General features: G+C 62.4%; 25 protein-coding genes and 1 other RNA gene. 18 read left to right on the forward strand and 8 right to left on the reverse strand.

Translation table 11 applies throughout. From position 1 onward, the window contains the following. Positions 1–23: 23 nt before the first annotated feature. From BLT86_RS24115 to BLT86_RS24125, 3 genes are all read right to left on the reverse strand, one after another. Positions 24–1,022 carry a putative solute-binding protein gene (locus tag BLT86_RS24115; RefSeq protein WP_092380067.1) on the reverse strand — a complete coding sequence of 333 codons (999 nt, stop codon included), beginning with the start codon at positions 1,020–1,022 and terminating at the stop codon, positions 24–26. Positions 1,023–1,074: 52 nt separating this feature from the next. Continuing rightward, a complete protein-coding gene (locus BLT86_RS24120) occupies positions 1,075–2,109 on the reverse strand; it encodes a hypothetical protein (RefSeq protein ID WP_017678946.1) in 1,035 nt (344 codons plus the stop codon). 216 nt (positions 2,110–2,325) lie between these two features. Further along, on the reverse strand, positions 2,326–3,225 hold the full coding sequence (locus tag BLT86_RS24125; protein WP_162237608.1) for a GlxA family transcriptional regulator: 900 nt from the start codon (positions 3,223–3,225) through the stop codon (positions 2,326–2,328). Positions 3,226–3,472: 247 nt separating this feature from the next. Between BLT86_RS24125 and BLT86_RS24130 the strand changes: the two genes are divergently transcribed. Together BLT86_RS24130 and nfi are read left to right on the forward strand one after the other, a co-directional pair. Next, entirely contained in the window at positions 3,473–4,612 is a 1,140-nt protein-coding gene (locus tag BLT86_RS24130; protein ID WP_017678948.1) for an acyl-CoA dehydrogenase family protein, read from the forward strand. A gap of 61 nt (positions 4,613–4,673) precedes the next feature. Then, positions 4,674–5,387: a deoxyribonuclease V gene (gene nfi / locus BLT86_RS24135; RefSeq protein ID WP_017678949.1), complete on the forward strand. Its 714-nt coding sequence runs from the start codon at positions 4,674–4,676 to the stop codon at positions 5,385–5,387. Here the strand turns inward: nfi and BLT86_RS24140 are convergent. Beyond that, positions 5,384–6,421 carry an NADP(H)-dependent aldo-keto reductase gene (locus BLT86_RS24140; protein WP_092380069.1) on the reverse strand — a complete coding sequence of 346 codons (1,038 nt, stop codon included), beginning with the start codon at positions 6,419–6,421 and terminating at the stop codon, positions 5,384–5,386. The genes nfi and BLT86_RS24140 overlap by 4 nt on opposite strands. 247 nt (positions 6,422–6,668) lie before the next feature. Between BLT86_RS24140 and rplM the strand changes: the two genes are divergently transcribed. The 7 genes from rplM (at position 6,669) to BLT86_RS24175 (ending at position 11,554) form a co-directional block, all read left to right on the forward strand. Continuing rightward, positions 6,669–7,097 carry a 50S ribosomal protein L13 gene (gene rplM, locus BLT86_RS24145; protein WP_017678951.1) on the forward strand — a complete coding sequence of 143 codons (429 nt, stop codon included), beginning with the start codon at positions 6,669–6,671 and terminating at the stop codon, positions 7,095–7,097. 14 nt (positions 7,098–7,111) lie between these two features. Beyond that, on the forward strand, positions 7,112–7,504 hold the full coding sequence (gene rpsI, locus BLT86_RS24150) for a 30S ribosomal protein S9 (protein ID WP_003459292.1): 393 nt from the start codon (positions 7,112–7,114) through the stop codon (positions 7,502–7,504). Between the two features lie 254 nt (positions 7,505–7,758). Continuing rightward, positions 7,759–8,352 (forward strand): ubiquinol-cytochrome c reductase iron-sulfur subunit, encoded by a 594-nt coding sequence (gene petA, locus BLT86_RS24155; RefSeq protein WP_021488093.1) that lies wholly within the window; start codon positions 7,759–7,761, stop codon positions 8,350–8,352. Further along, positions 8,352–9,563 (forward strand): cytochrome b, encoded by a 1,212-nt coding sequence (locus tag BLT86_RS24160; protein WP_021488094.1) that lies wholly within the window; start codon positions 8,352–8,354, stop codon positions 9,561–9,563. The genes petA and BLT86_RS24160 overlap by 1 nt, the downstream gene beginning before the upstream one ends. Next, the gene (locus BLT86_RS24165; RefSeq protein ID WP_021488095.1) at positions 9,563–10,342 is read left to right on the forward strand and encodes a cytochrome c1; all 780 of its coding nucleotides are present in this window, start codon (positions 9,563–9,565) and stop codon (positions 10,340–10,342) included. The genes BLT86_RS24160 and BLT86_RS24165 overlap by 1 nt, the downstream gene beginning before the upstream one ends. 167 nt (positions 10,343–10,509) lie before the next feature. Beyond that, positions 10,510–11,127 (forward strand): glutathione S-transferase N-terminal domain-containing protein, encoded by a 618-nt coding sequence (locus tag BLT86_RS24170; RefSeq protein WP_021488096.1) that lies wholly within the window; start codon positions 10,510–10,512, stop codon positions 11,125–11,127. 13 nt (positions 11,128–11,140) lie between these two features. Continuing rightward, positions 11,141–11,554 carry a ClpXP protease specificity-enhancing factor gene (locus BLT86_RS24175; RefSeq protein WP_017678955.1) on the forward strand — a complete coding sequence of 138 codons (414 nt, stop codon included), beginning with the start codon at positions 11,141–11,143 and terminating at the stop codon, positions 11,552–11,554. A 48-nt stretch (positions 11,555–11,602) separates the two neighbouring features. Here BLT86_RS24175 and BLT86_RS24180 read toward each other — a convergent pair whose 3' ends face one another. From BLT86_RS24180 to BLT86_RS24195, 4 genes are read right to left on the reverse strand one after another with little or no spacing between them, the layout of a single operon-like run. Continuing rightward, a complete protein-coding gene (locus BLT86_RS24180) occupies positions 11,603–12,136 on the reverse strand; it encodes a BON domain-containing protein (RefSeq protein WP_021488097.1) in 534 nt (177 codons plus the stop codon). Continuing rightward, complete coding sequence (locus BLT86_RS24185) at positions 12,133–12,726, reverse strand: phosphoheptose isomerase (protein WP_017678957.1); 594 nt, start codon at positions 12,724–12,726, stop codon at positions 12,133–12,135. Before BLT86_RS24185 ends, BLT86_RS24180 begins: the two co-directional genes overlap by 4 nt. 25 nt (positions 12,727–12,751) lie before the next feature. Further along, positions 12,752–13,111: a YraN family protein gene (locus tag BLT86_RS24190; RefSeq protein WP_017678958.1), complete on the reverse strand. Its 360-nt coding sequence runs from the start codon at positions 13,109–13,111 to the stop codon at positions 12,752–12,754. After that, positions 13,108–14,916: a penicillin-binding protein activator gene (locus BLT86_RS24195; RefSeq protein ID WP_092380071.1), complete on the reverse strand. Its 1,809-nt coding sequence runs from the start codon at positions 14,914–14,916 to the stop codon at positions 13,108–13,110. The genes BLT86_RS24190 and BLT86_RS24195 overlap by 4 nt, the downstream gene beginning before the upstream one ends. Positions 14,917–15,005: 89 nt before the next feature. Here BLT86_RS24195 and rsmI point away from each other — a divergent pair, with 89 nt between their 5' ends. From rsmI to mraY, 9 genes are all read left to right on the forward strand, one after another. After that, a complete protein-coding gene (gene rsmI, locus BLT86_RS24200; protein ID WP_021488099.1) occupies positions 15,006–15,905 on the forward strand; it encodes a 16S rRNA (cytidine(1402)-2'-O)-methyltransferase in 900 nt (299 codons plus the stop codon). Positions 15,906–15,964: 59 nt separating this feature from the next. Continuing rightward, positions 15,965–16,312, forward strand: an RNA gene (rnpB, locus tag BLT86_RS24205) — RNase P RNA component class A. Positions 16,313–16,620: 308 nt separating this feature from the next. Continuing rightward, positions 16,621–17,076: a division/cell wall cluster transcriptional repressor MraZ gene (gene mraZ / locus BLT86_RS24210; protein ID WP_092380073.1), complete on the forward strand. Its 456-nt coding sequence runs from the start codon at positions 16,621–16,623 to the stop codon at positions 17,074–17,076. A 2-nt stretch (positions 17,077–17,078) separates the two neighbouring features. Beyond that, on the forward strand, positions 17,079–18,023 hold the full coding sequence (gene rsmH / locus BLT86_RS24215) for a 16S rRNA (cytosine(1402)-N(4))-methyltransferase RsmH (RefSeq protein ID WP_092380075.1): 945 nt from the start codon (positions 17,079–17,081) through the stop codon (positions 18,021–18,023). After that, positions 18,020–18,313 (forward strand): cell division protein FtsL, encoded by a 294-nt coding sequence (gene ftsL, locus BLT86_RS24220; protein WP_092380077.1) that lies wholly within the window; start codon positions 18,020–18,022, stop codon positions 18,311–18,313. The genes rsmH and ftsL overlap by 4 nt, the downstream gene beginning before the upstream one ends. Next, positions 18,310–20,037, forward strand: a complete 1,728-nt coding sequence (locus tag BLT86_RS24225) for a peptidoglycan D,D-transpeptidase FtsI family protein (RefSeq protein WP_092380079.1) — start codon at positions 18,310–18,312, stop codon at positions 20,035–20,037. The genes ftsL and BLT86_RS24225 overlap by 4 nt, the downstream gene beginning before the upstream one ends. Beyond that, complete coding sequence (locus BLT86_RS24230) at positions 20,037–21,500, forward strand: UDP-N-acetylmuramoyl-L-alanyl-D-glutamate--2,6-diaminopimelate ligase (protein ID WP_092380081.1); 1,464 nt, start codon at positions 20,037–20,039, stop codon at positions 21,498–21,500. The genes BLT86_RS24225 and BLT86_RS24230 overlap by 1 nt, the downstream gene beginning before the upstream one ends. Then, on the forward strand, positions 21,493–22,863 hold the full coding sequence (locus BLT86_RS24235) for a UDP-N-acetylmuramoyl-tripeptide--D-alanyl-D-alanine ligase (protein WP_090336917.1): 1,371 nt from the start codon (positions 21,493–21,495) through the stop codon (positions 22,861–22,863). Before BLT86_RS24230 ends, BLT86_RS24235 begins: the two co-directional genes overlap by 8 nt. Further along, positions 22,864–23,946 (forward strand): phospho-N-acetylmuramoyl-pentapeptide-transferase, encoded by a 1,083-nt coding sequence (gene mraY / locus BLT86_RS24240; RefSeq protein WP_017678966.1) that lies wholly within the window; start codon positions 22,864–22,866, stop codon positions 23,944–23,946. Positions 23,947–23,950 lie beyond the last annotated feature (4 nt).

The raw sequence follows: 23,950 nt of genomic DNA on the forward strand, positions 1-23,950 counted from the left end.
GCACGCTCCCCGTTTCGTTATTGTTATTCGAGGCTCTGGGCGCACTCGGCATCGGCTGAGTCGATCTGGCAGCGCACGCGCTTCATCACCGCCATCATGCGTTTGTCATAGATGCCTTCCTCGGTCAGCGAAATGCGCGCCTCACGCAGCATCACGGTGTACTTCTCCATGTCCTCGGGCGGAATGTCGATCCAGTAGTGACCGTCGATCTCGCTTTCCGATTGCGTGATGATGTCCATGGCGCGGCTGTACTGGCTGAGGGCGAACTCGCGTGATTGCTGCCCGAAGCCTTCGGGGAATCGCTCAGGACGGATGACCAGTTGGTAGGTCAGTTGCAGCACCGGGAAGCGCGCCACGCCGCCGCGTTCACCCATGCCCTTCTGCAGTTCCAGCGGTTTGTAGGCCGCCGCCGGTGCGCCGACCACATCCACCGAGCCGTTATTGAATTTGCCGGCGAAGTTGGTGACATCGGAGGCGACTGGCTGGGCGCCGATGCGTTGCACCATCTTCGCCTGTGCATTGTCGTAGTCCATGATCGCGAACTTCTTGCCCGACAGTTTGCTGATGTTGTCGATGGTGCGGTCGTTGACGAACAGGTAGGCCGCGCCCATGGGCACGATGCCTGCCACTTCGTAGGGGCCGCTGGTCATGAACTTGCTGGCCCGGGGCGAGCTCAGGGTGGTGATCACCGTTTCCAGGGCCTGGTAGCTGGGCAGGGCGCCCAGTGCTTCCAGGCTGCCGGTAAAACCGTTGAACTGACGGGCGCGCAAGCCCATGATCATCACGCCATCGCATTGCCCGGCCTTGAAGTCTTCTGCAGCGATTTTCTCGTCGGTGTAGGGCTTGAGTTCGAGGCTGGCGCCGAAATTGTTGGCAGCCAGTTGGTAGTCCTTCATCAGGCTGTAGATGTCGCCCTGGGCGCCAAGGATGTCGAACACGCAGATCCTCTGGGCGAAGGCCTGGGGGGCGGCGCCCAGCGTCAGGCTGAGCAGAGCAGTGGCGGCTAGGTTGGAACACTTCATGGCGGATACTCCGGGTCATGCCGCTGAGGCAGGAAGGCTTGTAACGAGCTGACTAGAGCAGGTCGTCGATCTCGATGCCGGTATCGACCGGCTGCTGCTTCTCGTCCCAGAAACGCAGCAGGCCACCGATTGGCGTGCGTGTGCCGGCATTGGTCGTCCAGTAGCGATCGGCATTGTTCATGACGGTGCTGCTGCTGATGGCATCGACCTGGGCATACGACTCGTTGAGGGTGAAGCTGCTGTTCCCCGCCTGGGTCGAGCCGAAGGCCCTCAGCGCGCTGCGCAGGTGCTGCTCATCGTTCTTCGCCGTGGCGGAGATCACGTAGAGGGCGTGGGCCAGGCGTACGCCGCGACGCTCGCCGATCTGTCGCGACTGCTCGAGCACCTGCCAGGGATTCTGCCCCTCACCGCTGCCCGGCAGCATGTTCCAGACCAGGGCGCGCGCCGCCATCGGGGCACCCCACCACTTCTCGTTGTCCAGGCAGGTCATGGCACGCTCGGTCTTGGCCGCGATGTCCTTGGGCACGCCGACGGCGTTCTGCGAGTTGATGTCGTTCTGAATGGCTTGCAGGCCCTGGATCAGGCCCAGCAGGTAGATCAGTTCGTCGATGTCCTGGTCGAAAGTCGGGCAGCTGTCGCCGATGCGGATGTCGAAGCGCTGCTCGTAGTAGTTGGCGAAGTTCCGGTACGACTGGTATTGGCGGCGTGCTGCCAGCTCGGCATAGCGCTTCTGGGTGATGCGTGCATCCTGTGCCTCTTCGACCTGCTTGCTGCGTGAGGCGCGCAGGTAGCGCAGCTCCTGCTCGAAGGCGGTCTGCTCGGCACAGGTAGCGGCGGTGAGGTAGAGCAGGGTCAGCAACTGCTGGTTGTCGGCACCCATGCCGCTGGTGGACTGGATGAGGGGGGCGACGGACGCGCCGGAATAACAGGCCATGTCGGCGTCATGGCTTTCGAGCATGGGGCCGACCAGGTTGTTTTCCATGAAACGCAGCGATTGGTTGGCGCCGAAGCGTTTGATCGGGGTGCAGGCTGTCAGTAGCACCAGCGATGCAATGGCGCACAGGCGCAGCGCACGAGAGATTCCCATGGCGTTCTCCATCGTTATTGTTGTTGTAGAGGCGCATCCAGCGCACGGTCTTGCGTGTCTGCCACGCGTAGGCGGGCCGACCACGTAAGCACTCTACTGGCAGCGGGTTGGGCTGATACCCAATCTTCTGGTGGGTGTGGCGGGTTGGTAGACAGATCGTCTAGTGCAAGGCGTTACCGAATCGCCGCAGGCGCGGCGAACGGCGCCTGCGCGATTTCACTGGGGCTGCTGCTGGAACTGACGGCGGTAGTGGTTGGGGGACAGCCCCGTGTGCTGGCGGAACAGGCGTGCGAAGAAGCTGGCATCGTCGTAGCCGATCTCGTAGCTGACGGTCTTGATGCTCTTGCGGGTGGAGGACAGCAGGCTCTTGGCGGTTTCGATGCGCAGGCGCTGCAGGTAGTGCAGGGGCTTGTCGCCGGTGGCGCTCTGGAAGCGACGCATGAAATTGCGGATGCTCATGCCGTGCTCGCGGGCCACGTCCTCGAAACGGAACTTGTCGGCATAGTGCTCCTCCAGCCAATGCTGGATCTGCAGCACGGTGACGTCCTGGTGCAGTTTCTGCCCGCCGAAGCCGATGCGCCCCGGCGTATAGCTGCGCTGTACCTCGTAGAGAATGTCGCGTGCCACGCCCTGGGCCACGCCGGCGCCGCAATAACGCTCGATCAGATAGATATAGAGGTCGCAGGCCGAGGTGACGCCGCCTGCGCAGTACAGGTTGTCGGCATCGGACAGGTGCTTATCCTGATTGAGCAACACCTTGGGGAAGCGCTCGGCAAACTCGCGGAAGAAGCGCCAGTAAGTGGTCGCCTCCTTGCCGTCTAGCAGTCCCGCTTCGGCCATCCAGAACACCCCGCTGGCCTCGCCGCAGATCGCCGTACCGCTGGCATGTTGGCGTTTGAGCCAGTCCAGTACCTGTGGATAACGACGACTGAGTGCGTCGAAATCGTCCCAGAAGGCAGGCAGGATGATCACGTCGCAGCTGTCCAGACCGCCGTCTACCGGCACCTTGACCTTGCTGAAGCTGTTTACGGGCAGTCCATCCGGGCTGACCAGATGGATGTCGAACGGTGGCTCAAAGCCCAGGCCCTGCTGCTTGGCATAGCGAATGCCAGCCATGTGGAAGAAGTCCTTGGCTTGCATCAGGGTGGAGGCGAAGACGCCGTCGGTGGCGAGAATGCTGACACGGCGCAACGCCGTGCGCGGCTCTGGAATAACCATAAGTATTTATTCTTGTTCAAGGCTAAGTGGTCATGTAGCGGCTGGATCGTCTTATTTTTTGGCGCTTGTGTCCAGTGCGACCAAGCGTTTGCTTGGCTAAAGTCGAGGCCATGCTTTTCCTCCCGCCCCAGACACAGGTAGCGCCATGATTCCCAGAACTCTATTCAGCTCCGACCATGAACTGTTTCGCGACAGCGTGCGCAAGTTTCTCGAGCAGGAAGCCGTGCCTTATCACCATCAGTGGGAAAAGGACGGGCATATCGACCGCGCGCTATGGAACAAGGCAGGCGAGGCGGGAATGTTGTGTTCGCATATCCCCGAAGAGTACGGCGGCATGGCGGCCGACTTTCTCTACAGCACCGTGGTGATCGAAGAGATCGGGCGCCTGGGGCTGACCGGTATCGGTTTCTCGCTGCATTCGGACATCGTCGCGCCCTACATCCTGCATTACGGCAGCGAGGCGCAGAAGCAGCACTACCTGCCCAAGCTGGTCAGCGGTGAAATGGTCACGGCCATCGCCATGACCGAACCGGGCGCCGGCTCCGACCTGCAGGGCGTGAAGACCACCGCCGTGCTCGATGGTGACGAATACGTCATCAACGGCTCGAAGACCTTCATCACCAATGGCTGGCTGGCCGATCTGGTTATCGTCGTGGCCAAGACCGACCCCAAGGCGGGTGCCAAGGGCACCAGCCTGTTCCTGGTAGAAGCCAGCACGCCGGGCTTCTCCAAGGGCAAGCGCCTGGAGAAGGTCGGCATGAAGGCGCAGGACACCTCCGAGCTGTTCTTCCAGGATGTGCGCGTGCCCAAGGAGAATCTGCTGGGGCAGCCAGGCATGGGCTTCGCCTACCTCATGCAGGAGCTGCCGCAGGAGCGCCTGACCGTCGGCATCGGTGCCCTGGCTTCGGCGGAGGCCGCGCTGCAGTGGACGTTGGATTACACCCGTGAGCGCAAGGCATTCGGCAAGGCCGTGGCGGACTTCCAGAACACCCGCTTCAAGCTCGCCGAGATGGCGACGGAGATTCAGGTCGGTCGGGTGTTCATCGACCGCTGTCTGGAGCTGCACCTGCAAGGCAAGCTCGATGTGCCGACGGCGGCGATGCTCAAGTACTGGACCACCGATTTGCAGTGCAAGGTGCTCGACGAGTGCGTGCAGCTGCACGGCGGCTACGGCTACATGTGGGAATATCCGGTGGCGCGCGCTTGGGCCGATGCGCGGGTGCAGCGCATCTACGCCGGTACCAACGAGATCATGAAGGAGATCATTTCCCGCTCGCTGGTGTAATTCGCGGGGCGAACTCAGGCGTCGTCCTGCGGCTCCAAGGCAGAAATGTCTGGAGAGCTTCATGACCCCATTGAGCGATCTGGCTGCATTCCCGTTCGCGGACTGGGACGGCAGCCCGGCGGCTGCGCGCGAGTTGCAGACGCAACTGGCCCGGCAAGTGCGACTGGAAGACGATTATCCGCCGCTACGTCACCTGGCGGGCGTGGATGTCGGCTTCGAGGAGGGCGGCGCCATCACTCGCGCTGCCGCGGTGCTATTGGACGCCGATACTCTGGAACCGCTGGCCGAATGCGTGGCGCGCATCCCCACCAGCATGCCCTACGTGCCAGGGCTGCTGTCCTTTCGCGAACTGCCGGCCTTGCTGCAGGCCTTGGCTGGCTTGCCGCAGGAGCCGGATCTGATCTTCGTCGACGGCCATGGCATCGCCCACCCGCGCGGCCTGGGCATCGCCGCGCATTTGGGCGTGGTCAGCGGCTTGCCGACCATTGGTGTGGCCAAGAAGATTCTCACGGGGCATCACGCCGAGCTGGCCGAGGCGCGCGGGGCTCGTGTCGAGCTGCTGAACAGGCTGGGCGAGCAAATTGGCTGGGTGCTGCGCAGTAAAGACCGCGTACGGCCGCTGATCATCTCGCCGGGCAACCGGGTCAGCCTCGAACGTGCCCCGGAGCTGGTCATGGCCTGTGTCAGGCGCCACCGCCTGCCCGAACTGACTCGCCTGGCCGATCGCCTGGCTTCGCGACGCGATGCCAGGCGCGATCAGCCTTCTCTCTTTTAAGGTGCGGGGTTGGGTTGCGCCTTGTGGATCGCTTCGATAGCCGCGAGCACTTCTTCAGAGAGCTTCAGCTCGGCACTGGCCAGGTTGCTATCCAGTTGCGTCAGGCTGGTGGCGCCGATGATGTTGCTGGTCACGAAGGGCTGCGCGGTGACGAAGGCCAGGGCCATCTGCGCAGGGTCCAGGCCGTGCTCGCGGGCCAGAGCCACGTAACGTGAGCAGGCCGCTTCCGACTGCGGGTTGGTGTAGCGGGCGAAGCGGCTGAACAGGCTGATGCGTGCGCCAGCCGGACGGGCACCACCTTCGTATTTGCCGCTGAGCATGCCGAAGGCCAGCGGTGAGTAGGCCAGCAGGCCGCACTGCTCGCGAATCGCCACTTCCGCCAGACCCACTTCGAAGCTGCGGTTGAGCAGGTTGTAAGGGTTCTGGATCGACACTGCGCGCGGCCAGCCACGGCTTTCGGCCAACTGCAGGAATTTCATGGTGCCCCACGGGGTTTCGTTGGACAGGCCGATATGGCGGATCTTGCCGACCTTGACCTGCTCGTCGAGCACTTCCAGGGTTTCTTCCAGCGGCGTGAAATCAACGTCCTTGTGCTTGTAGTCGAGCTGGCCGAAGAAGTTGGTCGGGCGCTCCGGCCAGTGCAGTTGGTACAGGTCGATCCAGTCGGTTTGCAGGCGCTTGAGGCTGGCATCCAGGGCGGCGACGATGTGCTGGCGATTGAATTTCAGCTGGCCGTCGCGGATATGGCTGATGCCGTTGCCGGGGCCGGCGATCTTGCTGGCCAGAATCCAGTCAGCGCGGTCGCCGCGCTGCTTGAAATAGCTGCCGATGATCTGCTCGGTCTTGCTGTAGGTTTCGGCGCGCGGCGGCACCGGGTACATCTCGGCGGTATCGATGAAGTTGATGCCGCTGGCCTTGGCTCGTTCGATCTGAGCATGGCCTTCGCTCTCGCTGTTCTGCTCGCCCCAGGTCATGGTGCCCAGGCACAGTGCGCTGACATCGAGATCGGTTCGGCCCAGCTTGCGGTATTCCATGGAGTACTCCTTTGGCAAAAGAGTCATACAAGCAGGTTGAAATTTTTTTCGCAATCAGGATAATCCGGCACCTCTTTCTGCGGTGGAAGTGATGCGCCGCCTGCCGAAGAATCTTGCCGTATTGTGGACGCGCTGACCCGAGCCCCCGATAGCGTCCGTATGCGGCTGCCTTTGACTTGTCAAAGTACGCACTATCCAGTAAGATCCGCCGTCTATTTTTGCTGGGCGGCCCCTGAGGCTATAAAGAATGAAAACTTTTACTGCTAAACCGGAAACAGTAAAACGCGACTGGTTCGTCGTTGATGCTGCTGGCAAGACCCTGGGTCGTCTGGCCACCGAAATCGCGAGCCGTCTGCGTGGCAAGCACAAGCCTGAGTACACCCCGCACGTTGATACCGGCGACTACATCGTCGTGATCAATGCCGAGCAGGTGCGTGTAACTGGTGCCAAAGCCAGCGACAAGAAGTACTACTCCCACTCCGGTTTCCCGGGCGGCATCAAAGAGATCAACTTCGAGAAGCTGATCGCTCGTGCTCCTGAGCGCGTGATCGAGACTGCGGTCAAAGGCATGCTGCCGAAGAACCCGCTGGGTCGCGACATGTACCGTAAGCTGAAGGTGTACAAGGGTGCAGTTCACCCGCACACTGCTCAGCAGCCCCAAGAACTGAAGATTTAACGGAATAGTTCATTATGTCGGCGACTCAAAACTACGGCACTGGCCGTCGCAAGACCGCAACCGCGCGCGTTTTCCTGCGTCCGGGTACTGGTAACATCTCGATCAACAATCGCACCCTGGATACCTTCTTCGGTCGCGAAACTGCTCGCATGGTCGTACGTCAGCCGCTGGAGCTGACCGAGACCGTCGAGAAGTTCGACATCTTCGTCACCGTTGCTGGTGGTGGTGTCAGTGGTCAAGCTGGTGCCATCCGTCACGGCATCACCCGCGCTCTGATTGAGTACGACGAAACCCTGCGCAGCCCGCTGCGTAAAGCTGGTTACGTCACTCGCGACGCCCGTGAAGTCGAGCGTAAGAAAGTCGGTCTGCGTAAAGCGCGTAAGCGTCCGCAGTACTCGAAGCGTTAATCGCGACTACGCTTCCAAAAGCGCCCAGTTTCCTTACGGAGCTGGGCGTTTTTTATGGGCGTGGCAAAGTGCTGCGACAACGTGCCGCAGACGCGCAAGCCGCACGCGTCAAGGCTTTCGCCAGTCTCTTCGGGGGTAATTACCTTGTCAGAAAAGGGGCTTTTCTTTACCATTTGGCGAATTTTTTGCGCGGCCCGATTTTTACTTAGTAGAGGCCTGAACAACAGGCCACAAAGCTGATGGGAGACGACTGAATGAGCAATGACGGCGTGAATGCAGGCCGGCGTCGCTTCCTGGTTGCAGCCACCTCCGTGGTGGGTGCAGCAGGAGCGGTAGGTGCTGCGACTCCGTTCGTGGGGTCATGGTTCCCCAGTGCCAAGGCCAAGGCGGCCGGTGCACCGGTGAAGGTGAACGTCAGCAAGATCGAGGCAGGTCAGCAGATGGTTGCTGAGTGGCGCGGTCAGCCGGTGTTCATCGTGCGCCGTACCGAGGAGATCCTGGCCAATCTGACCAAGATCGAAGGCAGCGTCGCCGATCCCGAGTCCGCTGCCTCCGTGCAGCCGGAGTACGTGGACAAGAAAACCCGCTCGATCAAACCAGAGCTGCTGATTCTGGTAGGCCTGTGCACCCACCTGGGTTGTGCGCCGTCCTTCCGCCCGGAAGTAGCCCCGGCAGACTTGGGCCCGGATTGGGTGGGTGGTTATTTCTGCCCTTGCCACGGTTCGCGTTACGACCTCGCCGGTCGCGTGTACAAGGCGCAGCCTGCACCGCTGAACCTGCCAGTGCCGCCGCACACCTACGAAACGGATGATGTGATCATCATCGGTGTGGACCAGGAGAACGCGTGATGAGCAAATTCATGGAATGGGTGGATGCGCGCTTCCCCGCCACCAAGATGTGGGAAGACCATCTCTCCAAGTATTACGCCCCGAAGAACTTCAACTTCTTCTATTTCTTCGGCTCGCTGGCTCTGCTGGTGCTGGTCAACCAGATCGTTACCGGTATCTGGCTGACCATGAGCTTCGAACCTTCGGCTGAAGGCGCGTTCGCCTCCGTCGAATACATCATGCGTGACGTCGAGTACGGCTGGATCCTGCGCTACCTGCACTCCACCGGCGCCTCGGCGTTCTTCGTGGTGGTCTACCTGCACATGTTCCGCGGTCTGCTCTACGGCTCCTACCAGAAGCCGCGCGAGCTGGTGTGGATCTTCGGCATGCTGATCTACCTGGTGCTGATGGCCGAGGCCTTCATGGGCTACCTGCTGCCCTGGGGCCAGATGTCCTACTGGGGCGCCCAGGTGATCATCTCGCTGTTCGGTGCCATTCCGGTCATCGGCGACGACCTGACCCAGTGGATCCGTGGTGACTACCTGATCTCCGGCATCACCCTGAACCGCTTCTTCGCCCTGCACGTGATCGCACTGCCGATCGTTCTGCTTGGCCTGGTCGTACTGCACATCCTGGCGTTGCACGAAGTCGGTTCGAACAACCCGGATGGCGTCGACATCAAGAAGCTCAAGGACGAGAACGGTGTGCCGCTCGATGGCATCGCCTTCCATCCTTACTACACCGTGAAAGATATCGTCGGCGTAGTGGTGTTCCTGTTCGTGTTCTGCTTCGTGGTGTTCTTCTTCCCGGAAATGGGCGGTTACTTCCTCGAGAAGCCGAACTTCGAAGCGGCGAACCCGTTCAAGACCCCTGAGCACATCGCCCCGGTTTGGTACTTCACGCCGTTCTACGCGATTCTGCGTGCGGTGCCGGACAAGCTGCTCGGCGTCATCGCCATGGGTGCAGCCATCGCCGTTCTGTTCGTGCTGCCCTGGCTCGACCGTAGCCCGGTCAAATCCATGCGCTACAAGGGTTGGATGAGCAAGATCTGGCTGCTGGTGTTCTGCATCTCCTTCGTCATCCTCGGCGTGCTGGGCGTGCTGGCTCCGACTCCGGGTCGTACCCTGCTGTCGCAGGTGTGCACCTTCCTGTACTTCGCGTACTTCATCCTGATGCCGTTCTACACCAGGATGGAGAAGACCAAACCGGTTCCGGAAAGGGTGACTGGCTGATGAAAAAGCTCTTCGCTGCATTTGTTTTCGCTGCGCTGCCGGCTCTGGCCATGGGCGCTGCCAGTAACTATCCGCTGGACAAGGTGGACATCGATCTGCGCGACCAGGCTGCTCTGCAGGACGGCGCGCGTACGTTCGCCAACTACTGCATGGGCTGCCATGCCGCCCAGTACCAGCGTTACGAGCGTGTTGCCGATGACCTCGGCATCCCGCACGAAATCATGCTCGACAATCTGGTGTTCAACGACGCCAAGATCGGTGACCACATGAAGATCGGCATGAAGCCGGACGACGCCAAAGCCTGGTTCGGTGCGGCGCCGCCTGATCTGACTCTGGTCGCTCGTGTGCGTGGCAACGACTGGCTGTACACCTACCTGCGTACCTTCTACGACGACCCATCCCGTCCGCTGGGCGCCAACAACAAGGTGTTCCCGAACGTCGGTATGCCGAACGTGCTGGTCAGTCTGCAGGGCAAGCAGGTGATCGGCTGCAAGCAGGTTCAGGTCGTCACTGATGGCAAGAAGCAGTTCGACCCGCTGACTGGCGCACCGATCACTCACGAAGCCTGCGATCAGCTGACCGTAGAGCCGAATACCGGCAAGCTGAGCGAGGCCGAGTTCGATGAGAAGATCAAGAACCTGGTGACCTTCCTGGCTTACTCGGCCAACCCGGTCAAGCTGAAGTCCCAGCGCATCGGCACCTATGTGCTGTTGTACCTGGCGTTCTTCTTCGTGTTCGCCTACCTGCTCAAGCGTGAGTACTGGAAGGACGTGCATTAAGCCGTTGCAGTTCTCTGCATACACCTGCGCGCCCTTATGGGCGCGCAGGCTTTTATGCTCTGCCATTCCAGGTGGCCACCTTGCGGTGTCGTCACTTGCAACTTCAAGAATTGCCTTGGGCAATTCTTCGTGTTTCTGCAAAATCAAAAAAAGCGAGGAGGATCGCCATGGCGGTGACCAATAGGTTGACCTGCTACTCCGACCCCGCCGACCACTATTCCCATCGCGTGCGTCTGGTGCTCGCCGAGAAAGGTGTCAGCGTCGAGATCATCGATGTCGAGCAGGGCCGTTGTCCGCCCAAGCTTGCCGAGGTCAATCCCTATGGCAGTGTGCCAACGCTGGTCGATCGTGACCTGGCGCTGTACGAATCGTCCGTGGTGATGGAGTATCTGGACGAGCGTTACCCGCATCCACCGCTGCTGCCGGTCTATCCGGTTGCTCGCGCCAACAGTCGTCTGCTGATGCACCGTATCCAGCGTGACTGGTGCGTGCTGGTCGATCGTATTCTCGACAAGCGCAGCAAGGAGGCCGAGCGCCAACTGGCGCGCAAGGAGCTGCGCGAGAGCCTGACCGGTGTATCGCCGCTGTTCGCGGACAAGGCATTCTTCCTCAGTGACGAGCTGAGTCTGGTGGATTGCTGCCTGCTGCCCATTCTCTGGCGTTTGCCGGTTCTGGGTATCGAGTTGCCGCGTCCGGCCAAGCCGCTGCTCGACTATATGGAGCGTCAGTTCGTCCGTGAGGCCTTTCAGGCCAGTCTTTCTGCTGCCGAGCGCGCGATGCGCTGAGAAGGAGGAAACCATGAATTCCAGTCGCCCCTATCTGGTTCGCGCCCTCTACGAATGGATCGTCGATAACGATTGCACGCCACATTTGCTGGTCAGTGCCGAGTACCCGGGCGTGCAGGTGCCACCAGGCTTCGCCAGTGATGGCCAGATCGTGCTCAATGCCTCGCCCAGCGCTGTGCGGCACCTGCATATGGACAATCAGGCGGTGAGCTTCGAAGGGCGCTTCGGTGGCGTTGCGCACAGCCTGTACATTCCGGCCGCGGCGATCCTGGCGATCTACGCGCGGGAGAACGGTCAAGGTATGGTCTTCGATATGGAGCCGTCGGTTGCGGGTGGTCCAGAAGAGCCAGAGCCGGATGATGATGGGCCTTCCGGCGGCGAGCCGTCGCGTCCCAGCGGCCGGCCAAGTCTGAAAGTGGTCAAGTGAGCAATGAAAAGGGCGCCCATGGGCGCCCTTGTCGTTTCTGCATTCGAATCAGTTGGTGTATTCGAACAGGCGCACAACCCGCTGCACACCCGATACGCTCTGTACCACGCGGGTAGCGGCGTTGGCTTCTTCGCGCGTGACCAGGCCGAGCATGTAGACGATGCCGTTCTCGGTCACGACCTTGACCCGCGCGCTCGGTACGCTGCTGTCGGCCAGCATCTGCGTCTTGATCTTGGTGGTCAGCAGCGAATCGTTGCTGCGTGCCAGCAGGGATGCAGGTTGCTGCACCTGCAGCTCGTTGTAGACCTTCTTCACGCCCTGTACGCCACGGGCGGTCTGAGCGGCGCGATCCTTGAGCTCGCTGCGCGGGGTTTGTCCGGCGAGCAGCACCACGCCGTTATAGCTGGTGACCACGATGCGCGAGGTCGGGCTGGACAGGTCGGCGTGTGCATTGCTGATGCGCGACGCGACCTCCGGACCCAGGAACTGGTCATCGATCTTGTTGCCGATGCTGCGGCTGCCACAGCCTGCCAGGGTCAGGGTAACGGCCAGGGCGGCCAGAATCAGGGCGGAACGCTTCATTCTTCACTCCCAAACAATTGACTGTCGATCAGGTCGCAGAGGCAGTGGATAGTCAGCAGATGGACTTCCTGAATGCGTGCGGTGACTTTGGCTGGAACGCGGATTTCGACGTCTTCCGGCAGCAGCAGCGAGGCCATGCCGCCGCCGTCGCGGCCGGTGAGGGCGACGACGGTCATCTCACGATCATGTGCAGCTTGAATGGCCTGGATGACATTCGCGGAGTTGCCGCTGGTGGAAATCGCCAACAGTACATCGCCCGGTTGGCCGAGTGCGCGAATCTGCTTGGAGAAGATCTCGTTGTAGCTGTAGTCGTTGGCGATGGAGGTAATGGTCGAGCTGTCGGTGGTCAGGGCGATGGCCGGCAAGCTGGGGCGCTCGCGCTCGAAACGGTTGAGCAGCTCGGAGGAGAAATGCTGGGCATCGCCGGCGGAGCCGCCGTTGCCGCAGGAAAGAATCTTGCCCTCGTTGAGCAGGGCCTGGACCATCACCAGGCTGGCGTGCTCGATGTATGGAGTCAGAACCTCCATGGCCTGCTGCTTGGTGTCGATGCTGGCTTGGAAGAGCTGGCGGATTCGGGATTGCATGTCCATCGGTTAAACCTTGAATTTACGGCCGTCAGGCATCGAAGGCGTTCTTGATCCAGTCGAGGCGAGTGGCACCGTCGGTACTGATGGCGACCACGTCGAAGCGGCAGGGGTAGCGGGCCCAGCGTGAATGTTGCTGAAGGAAGAGTTCTGCGGCGATGACCAACTTGCCACGCTTGCGCGCATCGATGCTCTCCAGGGCGCCGCCCCAGGCACTGTGGCGACGGGCGCGGACCTCGACGAATACTACTGTATCGCCGTCGAGCATGACCAGATCGAGCTCGCCACGGCGACAGCTCCAGTTCTGTTCGATCAGGCGCAGGCCGTTACGTTCCAGATGCTGGCGAGCCGCCTGTTCGGCGGCTCGCCCCAGATCGTTGTGTGCGCTCAATTGATGCTGTCAGGAAGGCGCTGAACCTGGCCGCCACGGAACTCGGCCCAGGGCAGTTGGCGCTCGATCCGCTGCGTGGCATTGAGGCTGAGGCTGCCGGACAGGCCGTCGATGCGCGAGTCCGGCAGGGCCTTGAGCTGGCCCAGGCGTGGCGCCAGGCGGTAGGCGTCGACTCCCATGGCATACAGGCGGCCGAGGCTGCCGCCGGCCTGCGGCCACTGATTGCTGACTTCCTGGCGCAATGGCGCGTGGGCGTCGAGCAGCCAGGGCGTTTCGCAGAAGCGGATGCCTTCCAGGTCCTGGTACTGGGCCTGGCTATGGGCACCGGTGAACAGGTGCGAGGTGGCGTAGACCGGCACGTCGCCGGCGTACTGGAAGGCCAGGGTCGGTTTGATCTGCTGGGCCTGTTGCGGGGTGGCCGCAAGGAAGATGAAGTCGATGTCCTGACGGCGCGCCGGTTGGGCATCCAGGCTGGTGCCCAGGGTGTTCTGCAGGCGGCGCGCACGAGCTTCACTTTCGCGCAGTTGGAACAGATCGGCGATCTGCCGGGCCAGTTCCACCGGCTGGTCGACATGTTCGGCGGCGATCAGGGTACCGCCCTGGGCCTGCCAGCTCTGACGGAAGGCATCCAGTACGCGGTCGCCCCAGTCGCCACGCGGTACCAGTGCCACGGCGCGGCGCATGCCGTCATTCCAGGCGCGGCGAGCCACTTCGCGGGCTTCGTCCTCGGCGGCCAGGCCGAACTGGAACAGTTGCGCCGGGCCTTCCTGGCCTGCGTCGCTGTAATTCAGGGCGAGGGTGGTGATTGGCAGTTGTTCGCGGTCGCTGAGCTGCTTGACCAGCGGTTTTTCCAGCGGACCGACCACCAGTTGTACGCCATCGGCTTGTGCCTGTTGGTAGAAGGCATCCAGCGAGCCAATCCGGGAGCTGTCGTAGAGCTTGATTTCCGGTGGGTTCTGCCCGGCCTGCTGAGCTTCGTAATGGGCGGCGAGGAAGCCGTCACGCAGGGCGCGGGCGACACTGGCCAGCTGGCCTTCCTGGGGGAGCAGCAGGGCGACGCGGGTCAGCGGCTGGCTGGCCAGTTCGCGCAGTTTTCCCAGTGCTTCGGGCAACTGCTCGGCGGCCGGGTGTTGCGGATTCTGTGCGACCCACTGGTCGATGGCTGCTTGCTGCTGTTCGAGGGTGGCACCGCTTTTGGTCGCTCGAGCCAATTCCAGCCAGCCGGCCAGGTCGCTGTCGGCGCCGGCAGAGGTTTGTGGCGGCAGGCTGGAGACCAGCTCCCAGATGTTCTCGTGGTTGTCGGCGGCGGCCTGGCCGCTCAGCAGCGGTGCGATGAATACGCGCTCGCGGGCGGCGGCCAGGGTCTGGCCGTCAGCTTCCAGGGCGCGCGCGCGGACCAGTTGGGTGCGGATCTGCTGCTCCACCGGCAGCTCAGCCAGGCGCTCGAAGCTGGGGTGTTGCAACGCTTTCAGGGCGCTCTTGGGTTGCTTGCGGGCCATTGCCAGCTCGGCCTTCAGGGTGCTGGCGAAGATCTGTTGCGCGGGTTGCAGGCTGGCAATGTCGATCTGCTCGAGAATGCGGGTGGCGCGGGCCACATCGTTCTGCTGATAGCTCTGGTCGGCAGCGGACAGGCGCAGCAGGGCAGCCTGTTCCGGCTTGCTCTCGTCAGCTTGCTGGAGCATCTGCTCGATGCTGGCTTGTGGCGTGCGCGGCAGCTGGCCCAGGTTGTTGGAGGGCGAGCTGGCGCAGGCGGCGAGCAGGCCGGCCAGGAAAAGAGCAGAAAGAGGGCGCAGGCTAGCGATCATCGGGTCATCCTGATACTTGAGCAAAACGAGCGGCGATTGTACCCAAGGGGCGACATCCGTGCGATGCCGCTGGGGCGGAACCGGCTAGAATGAGCGCTCTTTCAATTAACGAGGTGTTTCCAGTGAGTCAGCCCGCCGTCTCAAGCGTCCAGCCAGGCAGCCTGTATGTGGTCGCCACGCCCATTGGCAACCTGGATGACATCAGCGCGCGGGCGTTGCGAATCTTGCGCGAGGTGGCGCTGATCGCTGCTGAAGACACCAGGCATTCGGTGCGCCTGCTACAGCATTTTGGAATCGAGACGCCGCTGGCTGCCTGTCACGAACACAATGAGCGCGATCAGGGCGGGCGCTTTCTGGCGCGCCTTCAGGCCGGTGAGGATGTTGCGCTGATTTCCGATGCGGGCACGCCGCTGATTTCCGACCCGGGTTACCACCTGGTGCGCCAGGCACGCGCCGCGGGGATTGCGGTGGTGCCGGTGCCGGGCGCCTGTGCCCTGATCGCCGCGCTGTCGGCTGCCGGTCTGCCCTCGGATCGTTTCATCTTCGAAGGTTTTCTGCCGGCCAAGGCGGCGGGACGCCGTGCGCGTCTGGAGCAGGTGCGAGAAGAGCCACGCACGCTGATCTTCTATGAGGCGCCACACCGTATTCTCGAGTGCCTGGAGGACATGCGCGAAGTCTTTGGCGGGGATCGCCCGGCATTGCTGGCGCGTGAGCTGACCAAGACCTTCGAGACTCTGCAGGGGCTGCCGCTGGCCGAACTGTGCGAGTGGGTGGGCGCAGACAGCAATCAGCAGCGCGGCGAGTGCGTGGTGCTGGTGGCAGGCTGGCAGGCGCCGGAAGGCGAGGACGCAGTCAGTGCCGACGCCCTGCGCGTGCTCGATCTATTGATGGCGGAAATGCCGCTCAAGCGCGCAGCGGCGCTGGCGGCGGAGATTACCGGGGTGCGCAAGAATCTGCTTTACCAAGTCGCCTTGGAGCGCAAGGCCTAGGGCATTCTCTGTCGGTCTGGCTTGCAGCTTGCCATCACGCCCGGTACCCTTGCCGGCGGAGAGTCGATCGGACAGTCGCTGCCTTCGCAAGAAGGGGGAGGAAAGTCCGGGCTCCATAGGGCGGAGTGCCAGGTAACGCCTGGGAGGCGTGAGCCTACGGAAAGTGCCACAGAAAATAACCGCCTAAGCGTCTCGGCGCCGGTAAGGGTGAAAAGGTGCGGTAAGAGCGCACCGCACGGCTGGCAACAGTCCGTGGCTAGGTAAACCCCACTCGGAGCAAGACCAAATAGGGTTCCATCGGCGTGGCCCGCGCTGGAACCGGGTAGGTTGCTAAAGGCGTGCAGTGATGTACGCCGTAGAGGAATGACTGTCCTCGACAGAACCCGGCTTACAGATCGACTCTCCTCCTTCCTTTCTCGCGTTGTGCTTCTATCTCCCTCCCGTCTGATACCGAAAAATTCTTACTCTTAACAAATTACTTTAAGTTCGAATTTCAGCTGGCTGGAATGGTTGAGATTTATCTGTCCAAAGCCGGTTCCGGCATCCCTTTTCCCCTCGCTTTTGTTCGCTAAATCTCCGTCCTGTAAGGATTTTTCCCTTCTGGAGCGCCTTGACGGTGGGGCGTGCGCGTTCCTATAGTGTGCGCAAGTGGTGAAAAGTGGCATGAAGTGGGTTTTTATGGGCAAGGAAAGCTAATTACAGGGGAAGCGCAGCCGTGTTTCGCGGAGCTAACGCCATCAGTCTCGACGCCAAAGGGCGCCTCGCGATGCCGAGTCGGTATCGTGACGAGCTCGTTTCGCGTTGTGCAGGCCAGCTCATCGTAACCATCGACATCAATGACCCCTGCCTGAACATCTATCCCCTGGTCGAGTGGGAGCGGATCGAGGAAAAGCTCAGCGTGCTGGCCTCTCTGGATGAGAAGAACCGGATCCTGCAGCGCCTGCTGGTGGGGAACGCGGTAGATCTCGAAATGGACGGCAGTGCGCGCATCCTGATCCCGCCGCGCCTGCGTGAGCACGTCAAGCTGGACAAGCACGCAATGCTGGTCGGCCACCTGAACAAGTTCCAGTTGTGGGATGAAGAAACCTGGAATGCCCAAGCTGCAAACGACCTGGCCGCCATCAAGCTGCCGGGAGCCCTTTCCGATGAACTGCGTAGCCTGATCCTGTGACCATGACCGACAGCAACTTCCGCCATATCACCGTGCTGCTCGACGAAGCCGTCGAGGGGCTCGCCGTGCGCGCTGATGGTTGCTATATGGATGGCACCTTCGGACGAGGGGGGCATAGCCGGCTGATCCTGCAGAAGCTCGGGCCGGGAGGGCGGCTACTGGGGTTCGACAAGGATCCCCTGGCGATAGCCACCGGGGAAGCATTGGCGGCCGAAGACGGCCGCTTTGTCGTTGTGCAGCGCAGTTTTGCGGAACTCGGCGACGAAGCTGTTGTCCGCGATCTTCGCGGTCAGGTCTCCGGCATCCTTCTGGACCTCGGTGTGTCCTCGCCGCAACTGGATGACCCGGAACGCGGCTTCAGCTTTCTCAATGACGGCCCGCTGGACATGCGCATGAATCCGGATGCCGGCGTGAGTGCCGCTGACTGGATCGCCACGGCGGATGAAGACGAAATCGCCCGCGTGATGAAGGACTACGGCGAGGAGCGTTTTGCCAAGCGCATGGCGCGCGCTGTGGTGCAGCGCCGTGCCGAGCAGCCGTTCACCCGCACCGCTGATTTGGCGAAAGTCCTGACCGATGCCAATCCCGCCTGGGAAAAGGGCAAGAACCCGGCGACTCGCGCTTTTCAGGGTATCCGCATTCACGTCAACAACGAGCTCGGCGATCTCGAGCGCGGGCTCGAGGCTGCGCTGGAAACGCTGGAGGTGGGCGGCCGTCTGGTGGTGATCAGCTTCCATTCGCTGGAAGACCGTATCGTCAAGCAGTTCATGAAACGCCAGGCCAAGGGCGAAGCGGACAAACTGCCGCGCGACCTGCCGATCATCCCGAAAGCCTTCGAGCCGCGTCTGAAGCTGATCGGCAAGCCGGTCTATGCCGCCGAAGCCGAACTCAAGGCCAACCCGCGCTCGCGCAGCGCGGTGATGCGCATCGCGGAGAAGTTGCGGTGAGCCGCCGGCTGATCAAATCCATGCCCAATGGCAGCTTTCTGATGCTGCTGTTGTTCGTCGCCATTCTGGTTTCTGCCGTGGCCGTGGCCTACAGCGCGCACTGGAATCGCGTATTGCTCAACGAGCTGTATGGCGAGCTGAGCGTGCGCGACAAAACCCAGGCCGAGTGGGGCCGGCTGATTCTCGAGCAAAGCACCTGGACTGCGCACAATCGCATCGAGGCTTTGGCCAGCGAACAGCTGAAAATGCACATTCCCGACCCTGCCGCCGTGCGCATGGTGCGTCCATGATCGGTCTCGAAGGCGCACTCTATCCCTGGCGTTTCCGCCTGGTGCTGGTGCTGCTGGCACTGATGGTCGGTGCCATCGCCTGGCGCATGCTCGATCTGCAGGTGCTCGACCATGATTTCCTCAAGGCTCATGGCGATGCCCGTAGTGTTCGGCATATCCCGATTCCTGCCCACCGCGGCCTGATCACCGACCGCAACGGGGAGCCGCTGGCGGTCAGTACGCCGGTGACCACCTTGTGGGCAAATGGCAAGGAGCTTCAGGTCGGTCGTGAGCAGTGGCCGGCGCTGGCTGCGGCCCTGGGTCAGGACCCGGCCAACTTCGCCGCGCGCCTGGAGCAGAACAAGGAACGCGAGTTCATGTACCTGGTGCGCGGCCTGACCCCGGAGAACGGTCAGCGCGTGCTGGACCTGAAAGTGCCGGGCGTCTATGCCATCGAAGAATTCCGCCGTTTCTACCCTGCAGGCGAAGTTGCCGCACATGTCGTCGGCTTCACCGACATCGACGATCGTGGTCGCGAGGGTATGGAGCTGGCCTACGAAGACTGGCTGGCCGGTGTGCCGGGCAAGCGCCAGGTGCTCAAGGACCGTCGCGGCAAGCTGATCAAGGATGTACAGGTCGCGCAGAACGCCAAGGCTGGCAAGGCCCTGGCGTTGTCCATCGACCTGCGCCTGCAGTACCTCGCCCATCGCGAGCTGCGCAATGCGCTGCTGGAAAACGATGCCAAGGCCGGCAGCCTGGTGATGGTCGACGTGAAAACTGGCGAAGTGCTGGCGATGGTCAACCATCCGACCTACAACCCGAACAACCGCCGCAGCCTGACACCGGCCGCCATGCGCAACCGCGCCATGATCGACGTGTTCGAACCCGGCTCTACCATCAAGCCGCTGTCGATGGCCGCTGCCCTGGAGTCCGGCCGCTGGAAGCCCAGCGATATCGTCCAGGTCGGCAATGGCACCCTGCAGATCGGTCGCTACAGCATTCGCGACGTTTCCCGTACTCAAGGTCCGGCGCTGGATCTGACCGGCATCCTGATCAACTCCAGTAACGTCGGCATGAGCAAGATCGCCTTCGACGTAGGCGGAGAGAACATCCATCACGTACTGAGCAACCTTGGCTTCGGCCGTGACACCGGCCTGGGTTTCCCAGGTGAGCGGGTCGGCAATCTACCCAATCACCGTCAGTGGCGTCAGGCGGAAACGGCCACGTTGTCCTACGGCTATGGCCTGTCGGTGACCGCCGTGCAGCTGGCGCATGCCTATGCAGCACTGGCCAACGGCGGCGGCATGACGCCGCTGTCGATGATTCGCGTGGACAGCAAGCCAGGCGCCATGCAGGTCATGTCGCCCGACGTGGCCAAGACCCTGCAGGGCATGTTGCAGCAGGTGGTCGAGGCGCCGCGAGGCGTGTTCCGCGCCCAGGTTCCGGGTTACCACGTCGCCGGCAAGAGTGGCACCGCGCGCAAGACCAATGCTGGCGCCAAGGGCTACCAGACCAACTCCTACCGGTCTCTGTTTGCCGGTTTCGCCCCGGCGCAGGACCCGCGAATTGCGCTGGTCGTGGTGATCGACGAGCCAGGCAAGGGTGCCTACTACGGCGGCCTGATTTCCGCACCGGTGTTCAGCCGGGTGATGGCAGGTTCGCTGCGCTTGATGAACATTGCGCCAGACAATCTGCCGCCGCCCGAGCAGAAGATGGCCGCCGTTGGCCAGGGAGGGCGTAACTGATGCCCATGCCACTCAATCAACTGTTGCCAGCTGCCGAAAGCAGCGTACTGATTCGTGAACTGACCCTGGACAGCCGCAAGGTGCGTCCGGGGGATCTGTTCCTGGCCGTGCCGGGTACCCAGCAGGATGGCCGCGTGCATATCGCCGATGCCATTGCGCGCGGCGCTGCGGCAGTGGCCTTCGAGGCCGAAGGCGCTGCACCCATGCATGCTGAAAGTGCTGTGCTGGTGCCGGTCAAGGGTCTGGCCGGCCAGCTTTCGGCCATTGCCGGGCGCTTCTACGGTGAGCCGAGCCGCGCTTTGCACCTGATCGGTGTTACGGGTACCAACGGCAAGACCAGCGTCAGCCAGTTGCTGGCTCAGGCACTGGATCTGCTCGGTCAGCGTTGTGGCATCGTCGGTACCCTGGGCACTGGTTTCCATGGCGCGCTGGAGCAGGGCAAGCACACCACCCCCGATCCTGTCGGGGTGCAGGCCACCCTGGCCTCGCTCAAGCAGGCCGGTGCCCGCGCCGTGGCGATGGAGGTTTCCTCCCATGGTCTGGATCAGGGCCGCGTCGCGGCGCTGGAGTTCGACGTGGCGGTGTTCACCAACCTGTCGCGCGATCACCTCGATTACCACGGCAGCATGGAGGCCTATGGTGCAGCCAAGGCCAAGTTGTTCGCCTGGCCGAACCTGCGTTGCCGAGTGATCAACCTCGATGACGCCTTTGGTTGTGAGCTCGCCGCGCAAACGCACGAGTCACGCCTGATCGGCTATAGCCTCAGCGATGCCAGCGCCTTCCTTTATTGCAGCGAAGCGCACTTCGACGATCACGGCGTGCGTGCGCGCCTGGTGACACCGCGCGGCGAAGGCATGCTGCGCAGCAATCTGCTCGGTCGTTTCAACCTGAGCAACCTGCTGGCGGTGGTCGGTGCGCTGCTGGGCATGGACTACGGCCTCGACGAGATTCTCAAGGTCCTGCCGCAACTGCAGGGGCCAGCGGGCCGCATGCAGCGTCTCGGTGGCGGCGACAAGCCGCTGGTGGTGGTCGACTACGCGCACACCCCGGATGCGCTGGAGAAAGTTCTCGAAGCCATGCGTCCACACGTCGAAGGGCGTCTGGTCTGCCTGTTCGGTTGCGGCGGCGATCGTGACCGCGGCAAGCGCCCGCTGATGGCCGCGGTTGCCGAGCGGCTGGCCGATGCGGTGTGGGTGACCGATGACAATCCGCGTACGGAAGAGCCGGCACAGATCGTTGCCGATATCCGCGCAGGCTTCAAAGCGCCGGAGCAGGTGCAGTTCATTCATGGCCGTGGCGATGCCATCGCGCGGCTGATTGCCCAGGCTGAAGCCGCCGATGTGCTGGTACTGGCTGGCAAGGGCCACGAGGATTACCAGGAAATCATGGGCGTGCGTCAGCCGTTCTCCGATCTGATCGAAGCGAACAAGGCCCTGGCGGCCTGGGAGGTAGCGCATGCTTAAGCCCTGGTTGCTCAGCGACGTCGCCGCCGATCTGAACGCTCGCGTGATTGGCGCCGATGTGGCGTTCTCCGCCGTTGGCACCGACAGCCGCACCATCGCTGCGGGTCAGCTTTTCGTGGCGCTGACCGGCCCACGCTTCGACGGTCATGATTATCTGGTCGACGTCGCCGCCAAGGGGGCAGTCGCCGCGTTGGTCGAGCGTGAGGTGGCGAATGCGCCGTTGCCGCAATTGCTGGTGGCCGACACGCGTCTGGCACTCGGTCAACTGGGTGCGCTGAACCGCCAGGCCTTTACCGGCCCGCTGGCTGCCGTGACCGGTTCCAGTGGCAAGACCAGCGTCAAGGAAATGCTCGCGTCCATTCTGCGTGCCGGCCTCGGCGGCGCGGTACTGGCCACTCGTGGCAATCTCAATAACGACCTCGGTGCGCCACTGACCCTGCTGGAGCTGGCGCCTGAGCATCGCGCCGGGGTGATCGAACTGGGCGCCAACCATGTCGGCGAGATCGCCTACACCGTCAGCCTCACCCAGCCGCAGGTGGCGATCATCACCAATGCCGGCAATGCCCATGTGGGTGAGTTTGGCGGTCCGGAAAAGATTGTCGAGGCCAAGGGCGAGATTCTCGAAGGCCTGCCGAACGATGGTGTGGCCCTGCTCAATCTGGATGACAAGGCGTTCATCACCTGGCAGCGCCGCGCTGCCGGACGCAAGGTGCTGAGCTTTGCCTTGCGCGACACCCGCGCCGACTTCCACGGCAGCGATCTGGCCCGCGACGAGCGTGGCTGCCAGGGCTTTACCCTGCGCAGCCCGGTCGGTAGCGCGCGCATTCAGCTCAACCTGCTCGGTGAGCACAACGTGGCCAATGCACTGGCGGCCTGTGCTGCCGCTCATGCCCTGGGCATGCCGTTGGTCGCCATGGTCGAAGGGCTGGAAAGCCTGCAACCGGTCAAGGGCCGCGCCGTAGCGCAGCTGGCGCCGAACGGCGTGCGAGTCATCGATGACAGTTATAACGCCAACCCGGTGTCCATGTGTGCGGCGGTGGATATACTCGCCGCCTTCTCCGGTCGCACCGTCCTGGTGCTGGGAGACATGGGCGAGCTGGGCGAGTGGGCTGAACAGGGCCATCGCGACGTCGGCCGCCATGCCGCGGGCAAGGTCGATGTGCTGTATGCCGTTGGCCCGCTGATGCGTTTTGCGGTCGAGGAGTTTGGCTCAAAAGGCCGTCACTTCGTCGATCAAGCCGAACTGATCGAAGCGCTTCGCGCCGAACAGGCCGGCAGCACACTACTAATCAAGGGTTCACGCAGCGCAGCCATGGACAAGGTCGTGGCGGCGCTGTGTGGCGTATCTGGGGAGATTCACTAAATGCTGCTGCTGCTGGCGGAGTACCTGCAACAGTTCCACAAGGGCTTCGCGGTCTTTCAGTACCTGACCCTGCGCGGCATCCTCGGCGTGCTCACCGCCCTGGCGCTGTCGCTGTGGCTCGGCCCGTGGATGATCCGTACCCTGCAGGTGCGGCAGATCGGCCAGGCGGTGCGCCACGATGGCCCGCAATCGCACCTGTCGAAGAAAGGCACGCCGACCATGGGCGGTGCGCTGATCCTCAGCGCCATCACCGTGAGCACCTTGCTCTGGGCCGACCTGTCCAACCGCTACGTCTGGGTGGTGCTGGCCGTGACGCTGCTGTTCGGCGCCATCGGTTGGGTCGATGACTACCGCAAGGTGATCGAGAAGAACTCGCGAGGTCTGCCGAGCCGCTGGAAGTATTTCTGGCAGTCGGTGTTCGGCCTCGCTGCCGCCGTCTTCCTTTATATGACTGCGCAGAGCCCGGTGGAGACCACCCTGATCCTGCCGTTGCTGAAGGACGTCGCCATTCCTCTGGGTGCCGGCTTCGTGGTGCTGACCTACTTCGTCATCGTCGGCACTAGCAATGCGGTGAACCTCACCGACGGTCTCGACGGCCTGGCCATCCTACCAACCGTGATGGTGGCCGGTGCGCTGGCGATCTTCTGCTACCTGTCGGGCAACGTGAACTTCGCCGAGTACCTGCTGATTCCCTACGTGCCGGGCGCCGGTGAGCTGATCGTGTTCTGCGCCGCGCTGGTGGGCGCCGGCCTGGGCTTTCTGTGGTTCAACACTTACCCGGCGCAGGTGTTCATGGGTGACGTCGGCGCGCTGGCGCTCGGCGCCGCACTGGGCACCATCGCCGTGATCGTTCGCCAGGAAGTCGTGCTGTTCATCATGGGCGGGGTGTTCGTGATGGAAACCCTGTCGGTGATCATCCAGGTCGCCAGCTTCAAGCTGACCGGCAAGCGCGTGTTCCGCATGGCGCCGATTCACCACCATTTCGAACTCAAGGGCTGGCCTGAGCCGCGCGTGATCGTCCGTTTCTGGATCATCACCGTGATTCTCGTGCTGATCGGCCTGGCCACCCTGAAACTGAGGTAATAGA

The sequence above is a fragment of the Pseudomonas sihuiensis genome, assembly GCF_900106015.1.
In the GTDB taxonomy this organism is placed as follows: Bacteria; Pseudomonadota; Gammaproteobacteria; order Pseudomonadales; family Pseudomonadaceae; genus Aquipseudomonas; species Aquipseudomonas sihuiensis.

What these genes read in the sequence shown, in the direction of transcription:
- BLT86_RS24115 (WP_092380067.1), bottom strand. Translation starts at nt 1,022, where the DNA reads ATGAAGTGTTCCAACCTAGCCGCCACTGCTCTGCTCAGCCTGACGCTG.
- BLT86_RS24120 (WP_017678946.1), bottom strand. Translation starts at nt 2,109, where the DNA reads ATGGGAATCTCTCGTGCGCTGCGCCTGTGCGCCATTGCATCGCTGGTG.
- BLT86_RS24125 (WP_162237608.1), bottom strand. Translation starts at nt 3,225, where the DNA reads ATGGCTGGCATTCGCTATGCCAAGCAGCAGGGCCTGGGCTTTGAGCCA.
- BLT86_RS24130 (WP_017678948.1), top strand. Translation starts at nt 3,473, where the DNA reads ATGATTCCCAGAACTCTATTCAGCTCCGACCATGAACTGTTTCGCGAC.
- nfi (WP_017678949.1), top strand. Translation starts at nt 4,674, where the DNA reads ATGACCCCATTGAGCGATCTGGCTGCATTCCCGTTCGCGGACTGGGAC.
- BLT86_RS24140 (WP_092380069.1), bottom strand. Translation starts at nt 6,421, where the DNA reads ATGGAATACCGCAAGCTGGGCCGAACCGATCTCGATGTCAGCGCACTG.
- rplM (WP_017678951.1), top strand. Translation starts at nt 6,669, where the DNA reads ATGAAAACTTTTACTGCTAAACCGGAAACAGTAAAACGCGACTGGTTC.
- rpsI (WP_003459292.1), top strand. Translation starts at nt 7,112, where the DNA reads ATGTCGGCGACTCAAAACTACGGCACTGGCCGTCGCAAGACCGCAACC.
- petA (WP_021488093.1), top strand. Translation starts at nt 7,759, where the DNA reads ATGAGCAATGACGGCGTGAATGCAGGCCGGCGTCGCTTCCTGGTTGCA.
- BLT86_RS24160 (WP_021488094.1), top strand. Translation starts at nt 8,352, where the DNA reads ATGAGCAAATTCATGGAATGGGTGGATGCGCGCTTCCCCGCCACCAAG.
- BLT86_RS24165 (WP_021488095.1), top strand. Translation starts at nt 9,563, where the DNA reads ATGAAAAAGCTCTTCGCTGCATTTGTTTTCGCTGCGCTGCCGGCTCTG.
- BLT86_RS24170 (WP_021488096.1), top strand. Translation starts at nt 10,510, where the DNA reads ATGGCGGTGACCAATAGGTTGACCTGCTACTCCGACCCCGCCGACCAC.
- BLT86_RS24175 (WP_017678955.1), top strand. Translation starts at nt 11,141, where the DNA reads ATGAATTCCAGTCGCCCCTATCTGGTTCGCGCCCTCTACGAATGGATC.
- BLT86_RS24180 (WP_021488097.1), bottom strand. Translation starts at nt 12,136, where the DNA reads ATGAAGCGTTCCGCCCTGATTCTGGCCGCCCTGGCCGTTACCCTGACC.
- BLT86_RS24185 (WP_017678957.1), bottom strand. Translation starts at nt 12,726, where the DNA reads ATGGACATGCAATCCCGAATCCGCCAGCTCTTCCAAGCCAGCATCGAC.
- BLT86_RS24195 (WP_092380071.1), bottom strand. Translation starts at nt 14,916, where the DNA reads ATGATCGCTAGCCTGCGCCCTCTTTCTGCTCTTTTCCTGGCCGGCCTG.
- rsmI (WP_021488099.1), top strand. Translation starts at nt 15,006, where the DNA reads ATGAGCGCTCTTTCAATTAACGAGGTGTTTCCAGTGAGTCAGCCCGCC.
- rsmH (WP_092380075.1), top strand. Translation starts at nt 17,079, where the DNA reads ATGACCGACAGCAACTTCCGCCATATCACCGTGCTGCTCGACGAAGCC.
- BLT86_RS24225 (WP_092380079.1), top strand. Translation starts at nt 18,310, where the DNA reads ATGATCGGTCTCGAAGGCGCACTCTATCCCTGGCGTTTCCGCCTGGTG.
- BLT86_RS24230 (WP_092380081.1), top strand. Translation starts at nt 20,037, where the DNA reads ATGCCCATGCCACTCAATCAACTGTTGCCAGCTGCCGAAAGCAGCGTA.
- BLT86_RS24235 (WP_090336917.1), top strand. Translation starts at nt 21,493, where the DNA reads ATGCTTAAGCCCTGGTTGCTCAGCGACGTCGCCGCCGATCTGAACGCT.
- mraY (WP_017678966.1), top strand. Translation starts at nt 22,864, where the DNA reads ATGCTGCTGCTGCTGGCGGAGTACCTGCAACAGTTCCACAAGGGCTTC.